This window comes from Streptomyces sp. A1277 (assembly GCF_004795015.1).
Taxonomy (GTDB): Bacteria; Actinomycetota; Actinomycetes; order Streptomycetales; family Streptomycetaceae; genus Streptomyces.
Genome location: NZ_SSBI01000004.1, coordinates 200682 through 216955 on the forward strand (window position 1 = coordinate 200682; position 16274 = coordinate 216955).

Below are 16274 nucleotides of genomic sequence, written 5' to 3' on the forward strand. Positions count from 1 at the left end.
GGTCGGTCATCCTCTCGCGTCGGTGGTGCCGGTGACGAGGTCCGGCGCCTCGCCGGCCATCGGGCCCGTGTTGTGGTAGGCGTCGCGGACCTCGGGGTGGGCGAGCGCCTGACGGGTCGGGCCGGTGACCAGCACCCGGCCGGCAGCCAGCACGGTGACCGACGTCGCGAGCTGGGCGACGACCTCGACGTGGTGCTCGACCAGGACGACCGCGACGCTCGAAGGCAGGGCGCCGAGGATGGCGAGCAGCCGGCCGATGTCCCCGTCGGTGAGGCCCGCCGCCGGCTCGTCCAGGAGCAGCAGGCGCGGCTCGCCCGCCAGGGCGGCGGCCAGGTCGAGCATGCGGCGCTGCCCGTGGGAGAGCGTGGAGGCCGGGCGGTGCGCGAGGTCCGCGAGCCCGACGGTCTCCAGGTGGTGCCCCGCGGTCTCGGTGTGCCGGCGGTAGCGGGACGGGCTGCGCCAGGCGCCGCGGCGCGCCGGGTGGTGCGGCCACCCGGCCAGGACGATGTTGTCCAGCACCGTCAGTTCGGAGATCACCGAAGGCTGCTGGAAGCTGCGGGCGATGCCCAGCCGGCTGCGTTTGGCGGTGGACGCCCGGGTGACGTCCGTACCGCTCAGGGCGATCGTGCCGTGGTCGGGCCGGTCGGTGCCGGCGATGAGGTTGAGCAGGGTCGTCTTGCCGGCGCCGTTGGGTCCGATGACGGCGTGCCGGGCGCCCTCGGCCAGCCGCAGGCTGACGTCGTCGACGGCGGTGAGGCTGCCGTACCTGCGGGTGAGGCGGTCGAGGTCCAGCACGGGGGCGGCCGGTGCGGCGGTCGGTGCGGGCGTCATGCGGAGACCTTCCCGGCGGGGGACGGGGTGGGTTGGGCCACGGGCGCGGCGGGGCGGCCGAGGGCGGTGCGCAAACCGGCCAGACCGCGCGGCAGCAGATACACGGCGGCGATGAACAGCGCCCCGAGGAGCAGCGGTCCGTGGCCGGGCCAGGAGCCGGCGACCCAGTCCCGGGTGAAGACGATCAGCCCGGCGCCCAGCAGGGCGCCGATGACGGACGTCGTGCCGCCGATGACGACGGCCAGCAGCGCGAACGCGGCGATCTCGAAGCCGACGTCGGCGGGGGAGAGGTACTGCTGGACGGTGACCATGAGCGAGCCGCCGACGCCCGCCAGCGCGCCGGCGCAGATGTGGGCCACCAGCAGATAGCGCCCCACCGGGTGGCCCGAGGCGCGCATCCGCGCCTCGGCGCCCCGGGTGCCGGTCAGCAGCTTGCCGGCCGGGGAGCGCAGCACCAGCAGGGTGAGGGCCACCGCGACGACGGCGACGACGAGCGCGTAGACGTACAGCTCGCGCTCCCGCGTCATGCCCTCACCGCCCCACAGCGCCTGGGTGGCCGGGAAGCCGACCAGGCCGTCGGCGCCGCCGGTGACGGACTTGACCTGGTTGATCACCGCACTCGTCAGCTCGCCGACGGCGAGCGTGATCATCAGTACGGTGGTGCCGCGGGCCCGGATCACGGCGGGCCCGGTCAGCGCCGAGAACACCGCCGCCGCCAGCGCCGAGAGGACGATCTGGACCGGGCCCATCGTCCAGCCAGCGTCCGCGAGGTTGGCGGTGGCGTACGCGCCGACGGCGAACGGGGCGGTCTGCCCCAGGGTGGGCAGCCCGGCGTAACCCGTCAGGACGGTGACACTGACCGCGAGCAGCCCCAGCGCCAGGGCGGACCCGGCCAGCGAGATGCTGTACGAGTCGAGCATCCCCGGCAGCGCGAACAGCAGGGCGAGCAGCACCAGCAGCGGGGCGGCCTGCCGCCACCCGGCCCCGCGCGGCCACGCCCCGAACCGCCCGGGAGCCGCCGGGGCGGTCTCCCGGGCCGGGGCCGTACGCGGACGGTTCTCCCACCGTGCGGCGAGCAGGTGCCGGAGCCGGGAGACCGGGTCCGAGGACGGGCCCCGCTCCTCGTGCGCCGCCGGCTCCGCGAAGCGGGAGCGGAACACCAGTACCGCCGCCATCGCGGCGAACAGCAGGTACGGGGCCAGCTCCGGGAGCACCGAGACGCCCAGGGTCTGGACCTCGCCCACGGCGACCGCCGCGAAGAACGTCGCCCACAGCGAGCGCAGCCCGCCGAGGACGACGACCACGAGGGACAGCATCAGGACGTTCTCGGAGGTGCCGGGCCCGGGGCCGATGATCGGCGCCCCGAGCACGCCCGCCGCTCCGGCCAGCGCGCCCGCCGCCGCGAGCACACCGGTGTGCACGGCCCGGGGGTTGTGGCCGGTGGCGGCGAGCATCTGCGGATCGTCCGCCGACGCCCGGACCGCCGCCCCCACCCGGGTGCGGGTCAGCACCCAGGTGCCGAAGGCCGCCAGGACGACGGCCATCGCGATGAAGCAGAGCCGGTAGGCGGGGTAGCGGTGGCCCAGCAGGTGGACCGAGGAGTCGAGCGCGCCGGGGACGCGCACCGGCAGCTCGTCCGCCCCGAAGAACTGGATGAGCAGATCACCGCCGGCCAGCGCGATCCCGAACGTCAGCAGGGCTTGAGCGAGATGCCCACGCCGGGCGAGCGGAACCGTCGCGGCGGAAAGGCCCGCCCCGGCGAGGGCGGCGGCCGCCGTTCCGGCGGCCAGTCCGACGACGAGGCCGCCCCAGGTTCCGTCGCTCAGCTCGGCGCCGGTGTAGGCGCCGATCGCGTACAGCATGCCGTGCGAGAGGTTCAGTACGCCGGCCGTGCCGAACGCGAGACTCAGGCCGGCGGCGACCACGAACAGCAGCAGCCCGTAGGCCACTCCGTCCACCGCCGGCACGAGGTGGGCATCAAGGAGCTCCATGTCAGCCGCCGAGCGTCGCCAGGTCCTGGACCATGACGTTGGACAGCTGGTTGCCGTCCGGACGCACCTGGCGCAGGTACCACGTCTGCACCGGCGCGTGCGCCTTCGCGCTGAACTCCCAGGAGCCGCGCGGGCTGTCGATCTGGCCCAGGCCGTCGATGGCCTTGTTGATGGTCTGCGGCGTCACGTCGCCCTTCTTCGCGGCGTCCGCGATCGCCTTGTCCAGCACGGCGGCGGCGTCGTAGGACGACATCGCGTACGTGGTCGGCTGGGTGTCGTGCTCGGCGGTCCAGTCGGCGGCGAACTTGCGGTTGGCAGCGTTGTCGAGGTCCGGCGCGTAGTTCAGGACGGAGTAGATGTCCTTCGCGGCGTCGCCCTCGGCCTGGAGCACGCTGCCCTCGGTGACGAAGGCGGTGTACAGCGGAAGGTCGGCGATGTCGGACTGGGCGTACTGCTTGGCGAAGTCGATCGCGGCCTTGCCGGCGTAGAAGCAGTAGACGGCCTTGGCGTCCGTCTTGGCGATATCCGCGAAGTACGGCATGAAGTTGGTCGTCTTCGGGAACGGCGTCCAGGTCGTCTTGCCGTCGGGGTTGGCGAGTTCGCCCTTGATGCGCTTGAACTCGTCGGTGAACCCGCGCAGTTCGTCGTAACCGCCCTGGTAGTCCGGGCCGATCGCGTAGACCGGTCCGTTCACCTTCTCCTTGACGTACGGGGCGATGGCCTTGCCCGGCTCGTCGGACATGAAGCTCGTCGTCCAGACGTACTCGGGGTCCTTGACTTCGGGCCGGGCGTTGGAGCCCAGGAACGGGATCTTGGCCTGGTTGACCAGCGGCAGCACCGCGTTGACCGAGCCACCGCTGACGAGGCCGGTCAGCACGTCGACCTTGTCCTTCTTGACCAGCTTGGTGGCGGCCGGGACCGCGGTCGGCGGGCCGTCGCCCTCGTCGGCGACGATGAGCTCGACCTTGCGCCCGCCCAGCTTGTTGTCGTGCGTCTTCAGGTACAGGTCGAAGCCGTCCCGCAGGTCGGTGCCGACCGGCTTGTAGGTGCCGGACAGCGAGGCGACCAGGCCGACCTTGATGGTCTCGTCGCCGGAGCCGCTGTCGCTGCTGCATCCGGTGACGGCGGCCAGGCCGAGGGCGAGGGCGGCGGCGCCGGCCGGCCGGACGAATCTGCGGTGGCGTGTGCGGCGGGATATGTCGAAGAACATGAGTGCTCTCATCGGGGGAGTGTGTCGGGCAACGGTGTGACCCGACCGCGGAGTCGGCTCCGCGGACGGGTCGGTGCGGCCGTGGGGGAACGGCCGACGGTCAGTGCGTGGGGGAGTTGTGCGGGGAACGGACCTGGGGGGACAGCGAGTCGCCGACCTGGTTGATCAGCTCGGACATCATGTAGCTGACCTCACCGATGTCCGCGTCCCTGGTGGTGGTCACCAGGAGCGAGGCACCGCTGGAGACGGCCATGGAGAACATGTAGCCGCCCTCCATGGCGGTGAGGCTGTGCTCGACCGGGTCGGTGTCGGTCAGCTGCGCGGCGGCGGAGAGCAGATTGACGACGCCCGAGGCGATGGCGGCCAGCCGGTCCGCGTCGTCGCGCTCCACGCCGGTGTACGCCAGCGCGAGTCCGTCCACGGACACGGCTATCGCCTGGGTGACCTCCGGGATGCGTCCGGCGAAGTCGCTCAGGATCCAGCTCAGGTCGGTGGGTGAGGTCATTTCTTGGTCCGTTCGGTGTTGTCATCGGTGGCGGAACGCCCGCGGGGGTTCGTGCTCCGGTTGATGCCCTGGGCGTAGGCCGCGAGGACGTCGGAGACCTGCCGGGAGTCCCGGCGGCGGGGAGTCGGCCTCGGCGTGGCGGCGCCGGACCGCTGATCGGTGCCGCCCCGCTTGCCCAGGCTGGGCCACTGCTGGGGCGTGTTGCGCTGCCGGAGGGGCAGGCCGGACGAGCTGACCCCGGCGATGCGGGAGACCTGCTCGTCGTGCACGGGGTGCGGGGCGGGCGCGGAGCCGCTCTCGCGCGGGTCGGTGCCGCTCCCGCGCGCCGGGCCCTCGTGGTCCTCGCGCCTGCCCGCGTCGGCGCCGCCCGGGCGGGCACCGGTACCCGCGCCGACGGGGCGCCCGACGCGGCCCCGCACGTCGCGCGGCTTGCGGCCGGCGGTGACCGGACGCGGCGCCTCGTAGCGGACCTCGTCGCCCCGGCCCTCGCCCGGCGTGCCCTGGACGGGCGGAGCCTCGACGGGGACCTCGGCCAGCACGGCCTTGGGCAGGGTGACCTCGGCGATGGTGCCCGGGCCCGAGGAGTCGCGGAGCTCGACAACGATGCCGTGACGGGCGGCGAGCCGCGCCACCACGTGCAGGCCCATGGACCGGACGTCCCCGATGCCCGCCTTGGGCTCGCGCAGCGCGGCGTTGTGCACGGCACGGCGCTCCGCGGAGATCCCGACGCCCTCGTCGACGATCTGGACGACGGCCCGGTCCCAGAGCCGCCAGACGGCGACCCCGACCTGGGCGTCGGGCGGCGAGAAGCGGGTCGCGTTGTCCAGCAGCTCCGCCAGGATGTGGGCGACGTCGTGCACGGCGCGGGCGGCGATGCCGATGCCGGCCTCGATGGCGCCCAGGGACACCCGGTCGAAGCGTTCGATCTGCTGGGCGGCGGCCACGATCACGGTGGAGCAGCCGATGTCCGCCGAGCGCACCCGGGCGTTGCCGTAACCGCCCAGCACCAGCAGGTTGTTGGTGTTGCGCTCCATGCGGATGGCGAGGTGGTCGAGGGCGAAGAGCGTCTTCATGCGCTCCGGGTCGGCCTCGTCGCGCTGCACGGTGTCCAGCTCGGACACCATGACGCTGGTCAGCTGGGCGCCGCGGCGGGCCACCCGGACCAGGGTCTCGGCGAACTGCTCGTGCACGCGGGCCTGTTCGGCGGCGAGCCGGACGGCCTCGTGGTGGACGGCGTTGAACGCCTCACCGACCTCACCGATCTCGTCCCCGCCGGTGGTCTCGACCGGGTTGCCGGTCCGTTCCGCGACCTGCTCCGGCGTGGAGCCGCTCAGCGCGCCGGGCTGGGACAGCTCGCTCATGACGGCGGGCAGCCGGGTGTGGGCGACCTCGTGCGCGGCGTTGCGCAGGTCGCGCAGCCGGCGGATCATGACGCGGCCGAGGCGGATGGCGACGACGACGACGACCACCAGGGTCAGCAGCACGAGGGCGACCTCGCCGCCGGCGGTCCACAGCAGCCGGGTGCGCTCCCTGTCGACGGTCGCGGCGACGGACTCGTCGATCCGCTTCTCGACCGTGTGCAGCAGGGTCTGGCGGTCCTCGGACGCCTTCTGCCACTCCTGGGGGGAGACGCCGATGGACTTGCTGGTGTCCGTGCGCCCGATCTTGTCCTCCAGCTTGCGGGACGCCAGCGCCTTGGGGCCGGAGAGGGTGCGCTCCAGCCAGGTCCGCCACTCGCCGGGGCCGAGGCCGAACATGACACCGGTCGACTCGGTGTAGCCGAGCCGGGTGGCGTCGAACGTGCGTTGCGAGGCGACCGTGAAGCCGCCGGCGGCCTGCGCCCTCATGACGGTGACCTGCTGCTGGGCGGTGTGCTCGGCGGCCTCGGACAGGGCGGCGGCCGCACGGATGCGGTCCGCGATGTCGGCGTCCACACCGTCGGCCTGGGCGATGCCGTCGCGGTAGCCGTTGAGGTCCGCGATCACGATGCGGTAGCCGAAGGCGAGTGCGGAGATCGTGGTGCTGCCCGAGCGCACCTGCGCGCGCAGGGCGGGGAGTTCGTCGATGAAGCGGTCGATGCGGTCCAGCGCCTCCTGGGCGCTGCCGGGCACCTCGGAGAGCCCGCTGGTCCGGCTGTTGAAGGCGGCGATGCTCTTGTCGGTCGCGTCGGACGTCTCCTGGAAGGCGGCCGAGTCCCCTTGGTGCGAGACCAGAGCGGTGGCTGCCGCCCGTTCACGCTGCAGTTGATGCGTTAAATCGGCGGCACCGGCGGCTACATCGACCATGGAGGCCAGCCGGTTCGCCTGGAGGGCCTGGTTGGTCGCGGGTGCGAGGGCCAGGGCGGAGAAGGCGACCGCGACGGTGAGGGGCGCGGTGACGAGCAGGACGAGACGACGATTGATTTTCACTGCGCGGCTCCATCGCCGGAACCGGTGCTGAGTATCGGTGACACGCAGATACCTGTTAACGGGTTGTGGGGGTGTCGGTAGGGACGCTCGTACATCGTGTGCACAGTTGCTGATAGGACAGGCGGGGCGGACGGGGCTCCTGTGGCGCGGCTTGATCCTATGCCTAGTACACAACCCCGGATGCGGACAGCGTCGAAGATTTGCGTTCACTCAGAGGCGCAGAAACGATCTGCTTCGATCAAACCTGTCTCCACTGCGGAACACCATGAGGCTAAGCGGAATGATCAAGTCCCGCCCGTACGCACACGCCTGACTGCTGTGCCACCGGGCGGGATGGCGCCCCGCACCACAAGACGGAATGACCAACGGGCCCCTGACCGGCCCGGCCCGCCCAACCGCTGCCGAGTGTCAGGTTGTTGCGGAAAGGTTAGATCCGATTAGCGATGGTGATTGTTTTGGTTCGGCTTCCGCCGGGCACGCGCTCGCGCGACGACACAGGAGGACGCAGACCCCAAGAGGCGTACCCCGCAAGGTTGGTGGCGGTGTGTCACGGTTCGCCAGCCCTCGCACACGGCTCACGCCGGTGCGAACCGGCCATCTTGAAAAGGTGCACGGGCTCCGCGGCCCGCCGCCTTGACCTGATCGCGTGTCCGGTGCGGCCACCGCCGGCCCGGCGCGCGCGAGAAGAAGCGCCCGCCCGGCCACCATGGGCCGGGCAGGCGCGTACGGCTTCGCTCAGGCGCCCACGCCGCGTACGGCTTCGCTCAGGCGCCCACGCCGCGTACGGCTTCGCTCAGGCGCCCACGTACTGCGCGAGGTGCTCGCCCGTCAGGGTCGAACGGGCGGCGACGAGCTCGGCGGGGGTGCCCTCGAAAACGAGCGTGCCGCCGTCGTGCCCGGCGCCGGGTCCCAGGTCGATGATCCAGTCGGCGTGCGCCATGACCGCCTGGTGGTGCTCGATGACGATGACGGACTTGCCCGCGTCCACGAGCCGGTCGAGCAGGCCGAGCAGCTGCTCCACGTCCGCGAGGTGGAGGCCGGTGGTCGGCTCGTCGAGCACGTACACACCGCCCTTCTCGCCCATGTGCGTCGCGAGCTTCAGCCGCTGGCGCTCGCCCCCGGAGAGCGTGGTGAGCGGCTGGCCGAGGCCGAGGTAGCCGAGTCCGACGTCCGCGAGGCGTTCGAGTACGCGGTGCGCGGCCGGCGTACGCGCCTCGCCCGAGCCGAAGAACTCCTGCGCCTCGGCCACCGGCATCGCGAGCACCTCGCTGATGTCCCGGCCGCCGAGCCGGTATTCGAGCACGGAGGACTGGAACCGCTTGCCCCCGCACTCCTCGCACACCGTGGCGACGCCCGCCATCATCGCCAGGTCCGTGAAGACGACGCCCGCGCCGTTGCAGGTGGGGCACGCGCCCTCGGAGTTGGCGCTGAACAGGGCCGGCTTCACGCCGTTGGCCTTGGCGAACGCCTTGCGGACCGGGTCGAGCAGCCCGGTGTACGTGGCCGGGTTGCTCCGCCGCGAACCCCGGATCGCACTCTGGTCGACCGGCACCACCCCGTCCCGCCCGGCCACCGAGCCGTGGATCAGCGAGCTCTTGCCGGACCCGGCGACGCCCGTGACGACGGTCAGCACCCCGAGCGGGATGTCCACGTCGACGCCGCGCAGGTTGTTCGCCGTCGCACCGCGCACCTCCAGCACGCCGGTGGGCCTGCGGGTGGACTCCTTGAGCGTGGCCCGGTCGTCGAAGTGGCGGCCGGTGACGGTGTCCGAGGCGCGCAGCCCGTCGACCGTGCCCTCGAAGCAGACGGTGCCGCCCGCCGCACCGGCGCCGGGACCGAGGTCCACCACGTGGTCGGCGATCGCGATGGTCTCCGGCTTGTGCTCCACTACCAGGACGGTGTTGCCCTTGTCCCGCAGGCGCAGCAGCAGGTTGTTCATCCGCTGGATGTCGTGCGGGTGCAGACCGGCGGTCGGCTCGTCGAAGACGTACGTGGTGTCGGTCAGCGAGGAGCCGAGGTGGCGGATCATCTTGACGCGCTGCGCCTCGCCGCCGGACAGGGTGCCCGCCGGACGGTCGAGCGCCAGGTAGCCGAGGCCGATCTCCACGAACGAGTCCAGGGTCTGCCGGAGCGCGGTGAGCAGCGGCGCCACCGAGGGCTCGTCCAGGCCGCGGATCCAGGCGGCCAGGTCGCTGGTCTGCATCGCGCAGGCGTCCGCGATGCTGATGCCGGCGATCTTCGAGGACCTGGCGCCCTCGCTGAGCCGGGTGCCCTCGCAGGCGGGGCAGGTGGTGAAGGTGACCGCGCGCTCCACGAACGCCCTGATGTGCGGCTGGAGCGAGTCCTTGTCCTTGGACAGGAAGGACTTCTGGATCTTGGGGATCAGCCCCTCGTACGTGAGGTTGACGCCCTCCACCTTGACCTTGGTCGGCTCCCGGTAGAGGAAGTCCTGCATCTCCTTCCCGGTGTACTTCGCGATCGGCTTGTCCGGGTCGAGCAGCCCCGACTCCGCGTACACCCGCACGGTCCAGAAGCTGTCCGACTTCCAGCCGGGGATGGTGAACGCGCCCTCGGCGAGTGACTTGGAGTCGTCGTAGAGCTGGGTCAGGTCGATGTCGGAGACCGTGCCCCGCCCCTCGCACTCGGTGCACATGCCGCCGGTCCGGCTGAAGGTCGCCTTCACGGCCTTCTTGTTGCCGCGCTCGACGGTGATCGCACCGCTCGCCTTCACGGACGCGGTGTTGAAGGAGTACGCGCTGGGCGGGCCGATGTGCGGGGAGCCGAGGCGGCTGAAGAGGATGCGCAGCATGGCGTTGGCGTCGGTGGCGGTGCCCACCGTGGAGCGGGTGTCGCCGCCCATCCGCTGCTGGTCGACGATGATCGCGGTGGTCAGCCCTTCGAGGACGTCCACCTCGGGCCGGGCCAGGGCCGGCATGAATCCCTGGACGAAGGCGCTGTAGGTCTCGTTGATCAGCCGCTGCGACTCGGCCGCGACGGTGTTGAACACCAGCGAGCTCTTACCGGAACCGGAGACACCCGTGAACACCGTCAGCCGGCGCTTGGGGATCTCGATGCTGACGTCCTTCAGATTGTTCACGCGCGCCCCGTGCACACGGATCAGATCGTGGCTGTCGGCGATGTGCGGCTGCGCGACCTTGCCGGTGGCCCTGCTCATCGTGTCTCCCTCGGTTGGCGGGGCCGCCGAGCAGCCCCGTCGTCGCCGCCCGGCCTGAACGGCGGCCCTTCCGCGTAAGCCCCGGCGGACCCGACCCGCCTGACGTTCCTCACGCTAGCGGGGCTCCCGGCGGCCGTGCTTCTCCATTCCTGACCGGACGGGTCACCTGCTTGGCCACGCACGACGGCATCCCCGCCGTCGCCCGCGCCGCCTCCTGCCGGTACGTGCTCGGCGGCATCCCGACCAGCTCGGTGAAGCGTGTACTGAACGTGCCGAGCGACGCGCAGCCGACCGCGAAGCACACCTCGGTCACGCTCATGCCCCCCCGGCGCAGCAGCGTCATCGCCCGCTCGATGCGCCGGGTCATCAGGTAGCCGTACGGCGACTCCCCGTACGCGCGCCGGAACTCGCGGCTGAGGTGTCCGGCCGACATGTGCGCCCCGCGCGCGAGCGCCTCGACGTTCAGGGGCTGGGCGTACTCGCGGTCGATCCGGTCGCGGACCCGGCGCAGCCGGGCGAGGTCGCGCAGGTGCTGCGCCGCGTCGGGTTTGCTGGTCACGGTCGGAAGCGTACGGGGTGGGGGCGCCGCCCGCCGGGAATCGACGGGCGGGCGGCGGAGATCACGTACGCGTGTAGGTGCCGCACTCCCACTCGCTCCGGTCCCGCGTCAGGTCGTCCATCGAGGCGCTCCGGTCGTACGGGTCCACCAAAGGCCCCTCGCCCGTGCCGGCTCCCTCGTCGAAGGCGGGGACGAAGTAGCCGGTGTCGTTGTCGCAGCCGCCGTTGGCGGAGTCCACCTTGTAGGACAGCAGCGTGAAGGTCCCCGGCTCGGTGATCACCTTCGACGGGTCGTCCCAGCTCATCACGATCTCCCGGCGCACGACCGTGCGGGCGACGCCCCCGCTGCCCTCGGCCGCCCGCACGAGCGGATAGACGAAGGTGACGTCGGCGGTCACCTCGACCGCACCCCGCTCGCCCTCCCGGTACGTGATCCGGCCGCGCGTCTTGACCACCTCGCCGGCCGGGCGCGCGTACGACGGATCGAAGCGGCTGAACAGCAGCAGCGGGTTGTTCTTCCGCGACGGGCTGTCGAAGGCGCTCGCCAGGTACGCCTTGGTGTCGGCCTGCTTCGGGTTGAGCGCCGCGATGGCCTTCGCCGGACGCTCCCCGCGCAGCACGCCGGGGTCCAGACCGGCGTCCACGAGGAAGGCCCGGCTGCCGTCGAGCGCCTGCGCCACCTGCTTCCTGCTCATCCAGCCGGTCGCCCGCGCCGCGGGCAGCGTGATCCCGGCCGCGCCGTCGGCCCAGCGCGCCGCCGGTGACCCTCTGAACGGCTCGTCCAGTGTGGGGCGTTGGCCGGCCCCCTCGGTGGCGGGCGGCGCACTGGGGCGGACCGACTCGGCGGCGAGCGGGGCCCCGGCGTCGTCGGACCCGAACCAGCCGGTCACCAGGCCCGGCTTGAGGGCCACGACGAGCAGCGCGACGACGACCAGCAGGGCCACCGCGTACCGGCCCTTGCCGCGCCGCCGGGGCGGCTGGTGGGTGCGCCAGGGTTCGGGCGGGCCGGTCTCCTCCCGCAGCCGCTGGGCCACCATCCGGGCCCGGGCAGACGGCTCCTCGGGGGCGCCGGCGGTTCCGGCCTCGGCCTCCCGCAGGAAGCGCTCCCACTCCTCGTCCGGTATGGATGACCCGCCCGTGTCCACGCTGCGCTCCCGCCCCTCCCGGCACCCCGGCCGGCCCGTTTTTCCGTGCATCATCACACAGCCCGGTGACACCGGGCGCGGGCGGCTTCCGCGTCAAGTGCCCACCGGGCCTGTGTGGATGAGCGGTCGCGTTACGGCTTGCGGCCGACCGCCACGTAACCCGGGGTGACGACTTCGCCCGTGCCGGGGACCGGCTCGCCGAGCTCGGGGTGCCATGCCTCGGCGGCGACGACGCCGGGCTCCACCATCTCCAGCCCGTCGAAGAACGCGGCGAACTGGGCGCGGCTGCGCGGCGCCAGCGTGAGCGTGTTGGCCCGGTACATCTCGTCCACCTGGCGGGCCTCCTCCGGGTGGAAGTCGGCGGTGATCTGCGAGATCACCATGTAGCTGCCGGGCGCGAGGACGTCGGTCAGCCGGCTCACCAGCTCGTAGGCGCCGTCCTCGTCGCTCACGAAGTGCAGCAGCGCGATCATCGACAGGGCCACCGGGGCGCTGAAGTCCAGCGTCTTTCCGGCGCGTTCGAGGATCGTGTCGACGTTGCGGGCGTCGGCCTGCACGTAGTCGATGACGCCCTCGGGCGTGCCCTTGAGCAGCGCCTCGGCGTGGGCCAGCACGATCGGGTCGTTGTCGCAGTAGACGACCCGGGTGGTGGGCTCGGCCGCCTGGGCGACCTGGTGCAGGTTGGGCTCGGTGGGTATCCCGGTGCCGATGTCGAGGAACTGCCGGACGCCCTGGGCGGACAGCCAGCGGGTGGCCCGGTGCATGAAGGCGCGGTTGATCTTCGCCATCACCGGCACGTTCGGTTCGACGGCCAGCATCTGGCGGCCCATGGCCTCGTCCACCGGGTAGTTGTCCTTGCCGCCCAGGAACCAGTCGTACATCCGCGCGGGATGCGGCTTGCTGGTGTCGATGAGCGGGGCGGTGGTGTTCTCCGGTCGGGACATGGCCAACTCCAGGGTGCGGGAGGCTGCGGATGATCAGCTCGCGCCCAGGATAGGCAACTGAACGGCCGGCACGGGAGAGTTCACCCGCCGGTCCGGGGCGGCGGTGCGCAATTCCCGCGCCCGACAGACGGCTTGGGCGGTGCGCACACCCGGGGAGAGGGCCCGGACGATAGTTACCACAGCGTAACTTACTCGTGGGTTACCTCTGGTAACTACCGCTGCTAGTTTGCGCTCACCCGTATCACCGGAGCAGAGCGAGGAGTGAGCTGTGAGCCGCAAGGACAGCCGTTCGCGTTCCACCGTCCCCCCGACCCCCACCCACCGGCGCACCGGCACCCTGCGTGCGGCGGCCGTCGCCGTGACCGCGGCGGCCTGCGTCGCCGCGTACGCCGCGCCCGCGTCCGCCACGGACGGCACCGGGCCCGTCGTGTCCCGGGGCGTGACCATCCCCGCCTTCTACAACCCGCCCGCCGAACTGCCCGCCGCCAACGGGGCGCTGATCCGCCAGGAGGCCCTGCCGCTCGGCGCGAGCCTGCCCGGCCTGGACGGCCGCCCGATGCCGGGCCGGGCGACCCGCCTGATGTACCGGTCGACCGACTCGAACGGGCAGCCGGTCGCGGTGACCGGCGCCTACATCGAACCCTCGGCCGCCTGGAAGGGCAGCGGCCCGCGCCCGCTGGTGGCGCTGGCCTCGGGCACCATGGGCCAGGGCGACCAGTGCGCGCCCTCGCTGGCACTGCAGAACCCGCTGACCCTGACCGGCGACACCGTGTCGGTCGGCTACGAGATCCTCGCCGTCTACCGGCTCCTGTCCGCCGGTGTCTCCGTCGTCGTCACCGACTACGTGGGCCTCGGCACCACCGACCGCCTGCACACCTACGTCAACCGGGTGGACGAGGGCCACGCGCTGCTCGACGCGGCCCGCGCCGCGCACGCGCTGCCCGGCACCTCGCTCACGCCCCAGTCCCGTACCGGCCTGTACGGCTACAGCCAGGGCGGCGGGGCCAGCGCGGCGGCCGCCGAGCTCCAGCCCTCGTACGCCCCCGACGTCACCCTCGCAGGCACCTACTCCGGGGCGCCGCCGGCCGACCTGACCGCGGTCATGAAGGGCATCGACGGCAGCGCCCTGGCCGGCGCCCTGGCCTGGTCGATCAACGGCTTCGCGCAGGCCGACCCCGACCTGCGCGACGTCGTGGAGGCCAACATCAACGACGCCGGGCGGGCTGCGCTGAAGGACGCCTCGACCATGTGCGTCGGCGACGCGATCCTCGGCTACGGCTTCGCCAAGAGCACCAAGTGGACCACCTCCGGCAAGTCCCTCGGCGACATCATCGCCGCCGAGCCCAGGGCGCGGGCCGCGCTCGACAAGCAGCGCATCGGCGCCCTCAAGCCCGCCGGGCCGGTGCGGCTCGCGACCGGCGTCCAGGACGACATCGTGCCGCACAACCAGGCACGTCAGCTCGCCGTGGACTGGTGCCGCAAGGGCGGCAGCGTCACCTACGACGCCGTCATCCTGCCCAACCTGGGCGACAAGATCCTCACCAACCACCTGGTCCCGTTCATCACCGACCAGGGGGACGCCATCTCCTGGATGACCGACCGCCTCTCGGGCAAGCCGGCCACCTCCAACTGCTGGTCGATGCCGATCCAGCCCTGACACCCGGCCGCCGCGCCCGTCCGGTCCCACCGGGCGGGCGCGGACCCCATTCGAGGGCCCCCGCCTCCGCCCGACCCGGGGATGAGACGGCGGAGCGGAGCACTTCGGCCGGCCCGCGCCCGGGCCCGGCTCAGCGGACTCAGCGAGACCGTCCCGGCGCCGGCCGGAACGCTGACCGCCGGCCCCGGTCTCGGCTGACGCACCGGAACCGCCGCCCGGTCCGCACCGACGGGAAACCGCGTGCGCGCGGTGCGGGCGGCGGTTAGGGTCGCGGGTATGAACATCTGCCAGCTCTACGGCTGACGCGGACGGGGCAGGCCCCCGACCCCGTCCGGCACACCGCATGCGCGCGCCCACGGCCCGGCCTTCGCCGGGGTGGCCGACGCGCCGGTCCGCCGTGTCCACTTCCGCCGCAGAGCTGAAACGAGTGATTCCCCATGTCCCGTCGCCGTGCCCATATCGCCATGGTCGGCATCCCCGCCGTCAGCCATGTCCTGCCGAGCATCGAGGTCATCCGCGAACTGGTGGCCCGCGGCCACCGCGTCACCTACGCCAACGACCCGGTGATGGCCGAGCGCATCGAAGCCACCGGCGCCACCTTCGTCCCGTACGACTCCGTGCTCCCGGTGGGCGACGACAACTGGCCCGACGACCCCATCGCCGCCATGGGCCTCTTCCTCGACGACGCCATCCGCGCCCTGCCGCAGCTGCGCGCCGTCTACGACCGGGACCCGGCGGACCTCTACCTCTACGACATCGGCGCGTACCCCGCGCGTGTGCTGGCCGAGTCGCAGAACCGACCCCTCATGCAGCTGTACCCGACGTTCGTCGGGTGGCGGAGCTACGAGCAGGACGTGGCGGTGCACCTGTGGGAGCTGCCGGGCGCCGACGCCTACCGGGCCAAGTTCACGCAGTGGCTCGCCGGCTGCGGCGCGGCCACCACGGACATGGACGCCTTCGTCGGGCGCCCCGGCCACACCCTGGCCCTGATCCCCCGGGCGATGCAGCCGCACGCCGACGACGTCGACACCGACACCGTCACGTTCGTCGGCCCCTGCTTCGCCGGGCGCGGCGACGAGCAGACCTGGACCCGTCCCACCGGGGCGGAGAAGGTGCTGCTGGTCTCGCTGGGGTCGGCGTACACCAACCGCCCCGCGTTCTACCGCAGTTGCCTGGACGCCTACGGCGACCTGCCCGGCTGGCACGTGGTGCTCCAGATCGGCAAGCAGACCGACCGAGCGGACCTGGGCACGATCCCCGGCAACGTCGAAGTGCACCGCTGGGTACCGCAGTTGGCGATCCTGCACCAGGCCGATGCCTTCGTCACGCACGCCGGCATGGGCGGCAGCTCCGAGGGCCTGTACACCGGGGTGCCGATGATCGCCGTGCCGCAGGGCGTGGACCAGTTCATGAACGCGGACAAGCTCGTCGAGCTCGGTGTGGCCCGCCGCATCGACACCGATGACGCCACCCCCGAAGCGCTGCGCGAAGCCCTCCTGGCGCTCGCCTCCGACCCGGAGGTCGCGCGGCGCTCGGCGCGGTTGCGCGACGAGGCCCGGGCGGAGGGCGGCACCCGGCGGGCCGCCGACCTGGTGGAGGAGCTGCTCGGCTGATACGGCGCGGCCGGGGCGGTGAACGGGGTTTCCCGGTTCACCGCCCCGGCCGGGCAACGCCGATGACGAGGTGTCAGCCCTTGCGGGTGTTGATCTCCTCGGTGAGCTGGGGGACGACGTCGAAGAGGTCACCGACGACGCCGTAGTCGACGAGGTCGAAGATCGGGGCCTCGGAGTCCTTGTTGACCGCGACGATCGTCTTCGAGGTCTGCATCCCCGCCCGGTGCTGGATCGCAC

Annotated in this window: 11 protein-coding genes and 1 pseudogene; 2 read left to right on the forward strand and 10 right to left on the reverse strand. The window is 72.3% G+C overall.

Annotation, left to right across the window (positions count from 1 at the left end; all coding sequences use genetic code 11):
• Positions 1 to 6 precede the first annotated feature (6 nt).
• The 9 genes from E6R18_RS04750 to E6R18_RS04790 all read right to left on the reverse strand — a co-directional run bounded on the left by E6R18_RS04750 (position 7) and on the right by E6R18_RS04790 (position 12767).
• A complete protein-coding gene (locus E6R18_RS04750; protein ID WP_136315556.1) occupies positions 7 to 831 on the reverse strand; it encodes an ATP-binding cassette domain-containing protein in 825 nt (274 codons plus the stop codon).
• Positions 828 to 2822: an ABC transporter permease gene (locus E6R18_RS04755; protein WP_136315557.1), complete on the reverse strand. Its 1995-nt coding sequence runs from the start codon at positions 2820 to 2822 to the stop codon at positions 828 to 830. The genes E6R18_RS04750 and E6R18_RS04755 overlap by 4 nt, the downstream gene beginning before the upstream one ends.
• Before the next feature lies 1 nt (position 2823).
• Positions 2824 to 4032 (reverse strand): ABC transporter substrate-binding protein, encoded by a 1209-nt coding sequence (locus E6R18_RS04760; RefSeq protein ID WP_136315579.1) that lies wholly within the window; start codon positions 4030 to 4032, stop codon positions 2824 to 2826.
• Positions 4033 to 4132: 100 nt separating this feature from the next.
• Positions 4133 to 4537: a roadblock/LC7 domain-containing protein gene (locus E6R18_RS04765; RefSeq protein ID WP_136315558.1), complete on the reverse strand. Its 405-nt coding sequence runs from the start codon at positions 4535 to 4537 to the stop codon at positions 4133 to 4135.
• Positions 4534 to 6945 (reverse strand): nitrate- and nitrite sensing domain-containing protein, encoded by a 2412-nt coding sequence (locus E6R18_RS04770; RefSeq protein WP_136315559.1) that lies wholly within the window; start codon positions 6943 to 6945, stop codon positions 4534 to 4536. The genes E6R18_RS04765 and E6R18_RS04770 overlap by 4 nt, the downstream gene beginning before the upstream one ends.
• Before the next feature lie 793 nt (positions 6946 to 7738).
• Complete coding sequence (locus tag E6R18_RS04775) at positions 7739 to 10120, reverse strand: excinuclease ABC subunit UvrA (RefSeq protein WP_136315560.1); 2382 nt, start codon at positions 10118 to 10120, stop codon at positions 7739 to 7741.
• A 109-nt stretch (positions 10121 to 10229) separates the two neighbouring features.
• Complete coding sequence (locus tag E6R18_RS35225; protein WP_136315561.1) at positions 10230 to 10679, reverse strand: helix-turn-helix transcriptional regulator; 450 nt, start codon at positions 10677 to 10679, stop codon at positions 10230 to 10232.
• A 61-nt stretch (positions 10680 to 10740) separates the two neighbouring features.
• Positions 10741 to 11823 carry a hypothetical protein gene (locus E6R18_RS04785; RefSeq protein ID WP_136315562.1) on the reverse strand — a complete coding sequence of 361 codons (1083 nt, stop codon included), beginning with the start codon at positions 11821 to 11823 and terminating at the stop codon, positions 10741 to 10743.
• A gap of 131 nt (positions 11824 to 11954) precedes the next feature.
• Positions 11955 to 12767 carry an SAM-dependent methyltransferase gene (locus E6R18_RS04790; RefSeq protein ID WP_136315563.1) on the reverse strand — a complete coding sequence of 271 codons (813 nt, stop codon included), beginning with the start codon at positions 12765 to 12767 and terminating at the stop codon, positions 11955 to 11957.
• Between the two features lie 268 nt (positions 12768 to 13035).
• Here E6R18_RS04790 and E6R18_RS04795 point away from each other — a divergent pair, with 268 nt between their 5' ends.
• Positions 13036 to 14424 (forward strand): lipase family protein, encoded by a 1389-nt coding sequence (locus tag E6R18_RS04795; RefSeq protein WP_136315564.1) that lies wholly within the window; start codon positions 13036 to 13038, stop codon positions 14422 to 14424.
• A 437-nt stretch (positions 14425 to 14861) separates the two neighbouring features.
• Positions 14862 to 16037 carry a macrolide family glycosyltransferase gene (locus tag E6R18_RS04800; RefSeq protein ID WP_206308215.1) on the forward strand — a complete coding sequence of 392 codons (1176 nt, stop codon included), beginning with the start codon at positions 14862 to 14864 and terminating at the stop codon, positions 16035 to 16037.
• Positions 16038 to 16110: 73 nt separating this feature from the next.
• On the opposite strand, the pseudogene E6R18_RS04805 reads toward E6R18_RS04800, so the two are convergent.
• Positions 16111 to 16274, reverse strand: a pseudogene (locus E6R18_RS04805) (electron transfer flavoprotein subunit alpha/FixB family protein); the annotation flags it as partial.

What these genes read in the sequence shown, in the direction of transcription:
- E6R18_RS04790 (WP_136315563.1), bottom strand. Translation starts at nt 12,767, where the DNA reads ATGTCCCGACCGGAGAACACCACCGCCCCGCTCATCGACACCAGCAAG.
- E6R18_RS04760 (WP_136315579.1), bottom strand. Translation starts at nt 4,032, where the DNA reads ATGTTCTTCGACATATCCCGCCGCACACGCCACCGCAGATTCGTCCGG.
- E6R18_RS04800 (WP_206308215.1), top strand. Translation starts at nt 14,862, where the DNA reads ATGTCCCGTCGCCGTGCCCATATCGCCATGGTCGGCATCCCCGCCGTC.
- E6R18_RS04765 (WP_136315558.1), bottom strand. Translation starts at nt 4,537, where the DNA reads ATGACCTCACCCACCGACCTGAGCTGGATCCTGAGCGACTTCGCCGGA.
- E6R18_RS04755 (WP_136315557.1), bottom strand. Translation starts at nt 2,822, where the DNA reads ATGGAGCTCCTTGATGCCCACCTCGTGCCGGCGGTGGACGGAGTGGCC.
- E6R18_RS04775 (WP_136315560.1), bottom strand. Translation starts at nt 10,120, where the DNA reads ATGAGCAGGGCCACCGGCAAGGTCGCGCAGCCGCACATCGCCGACAGC.
- E6R18_RS04750 (WP_136315556.1), bottom strand. Translation starts at nt 831, where the DNA reads ATGACGCCCGCACCGACCGCCGCACCGGCCGCCCCCGTGCTGGACCTC.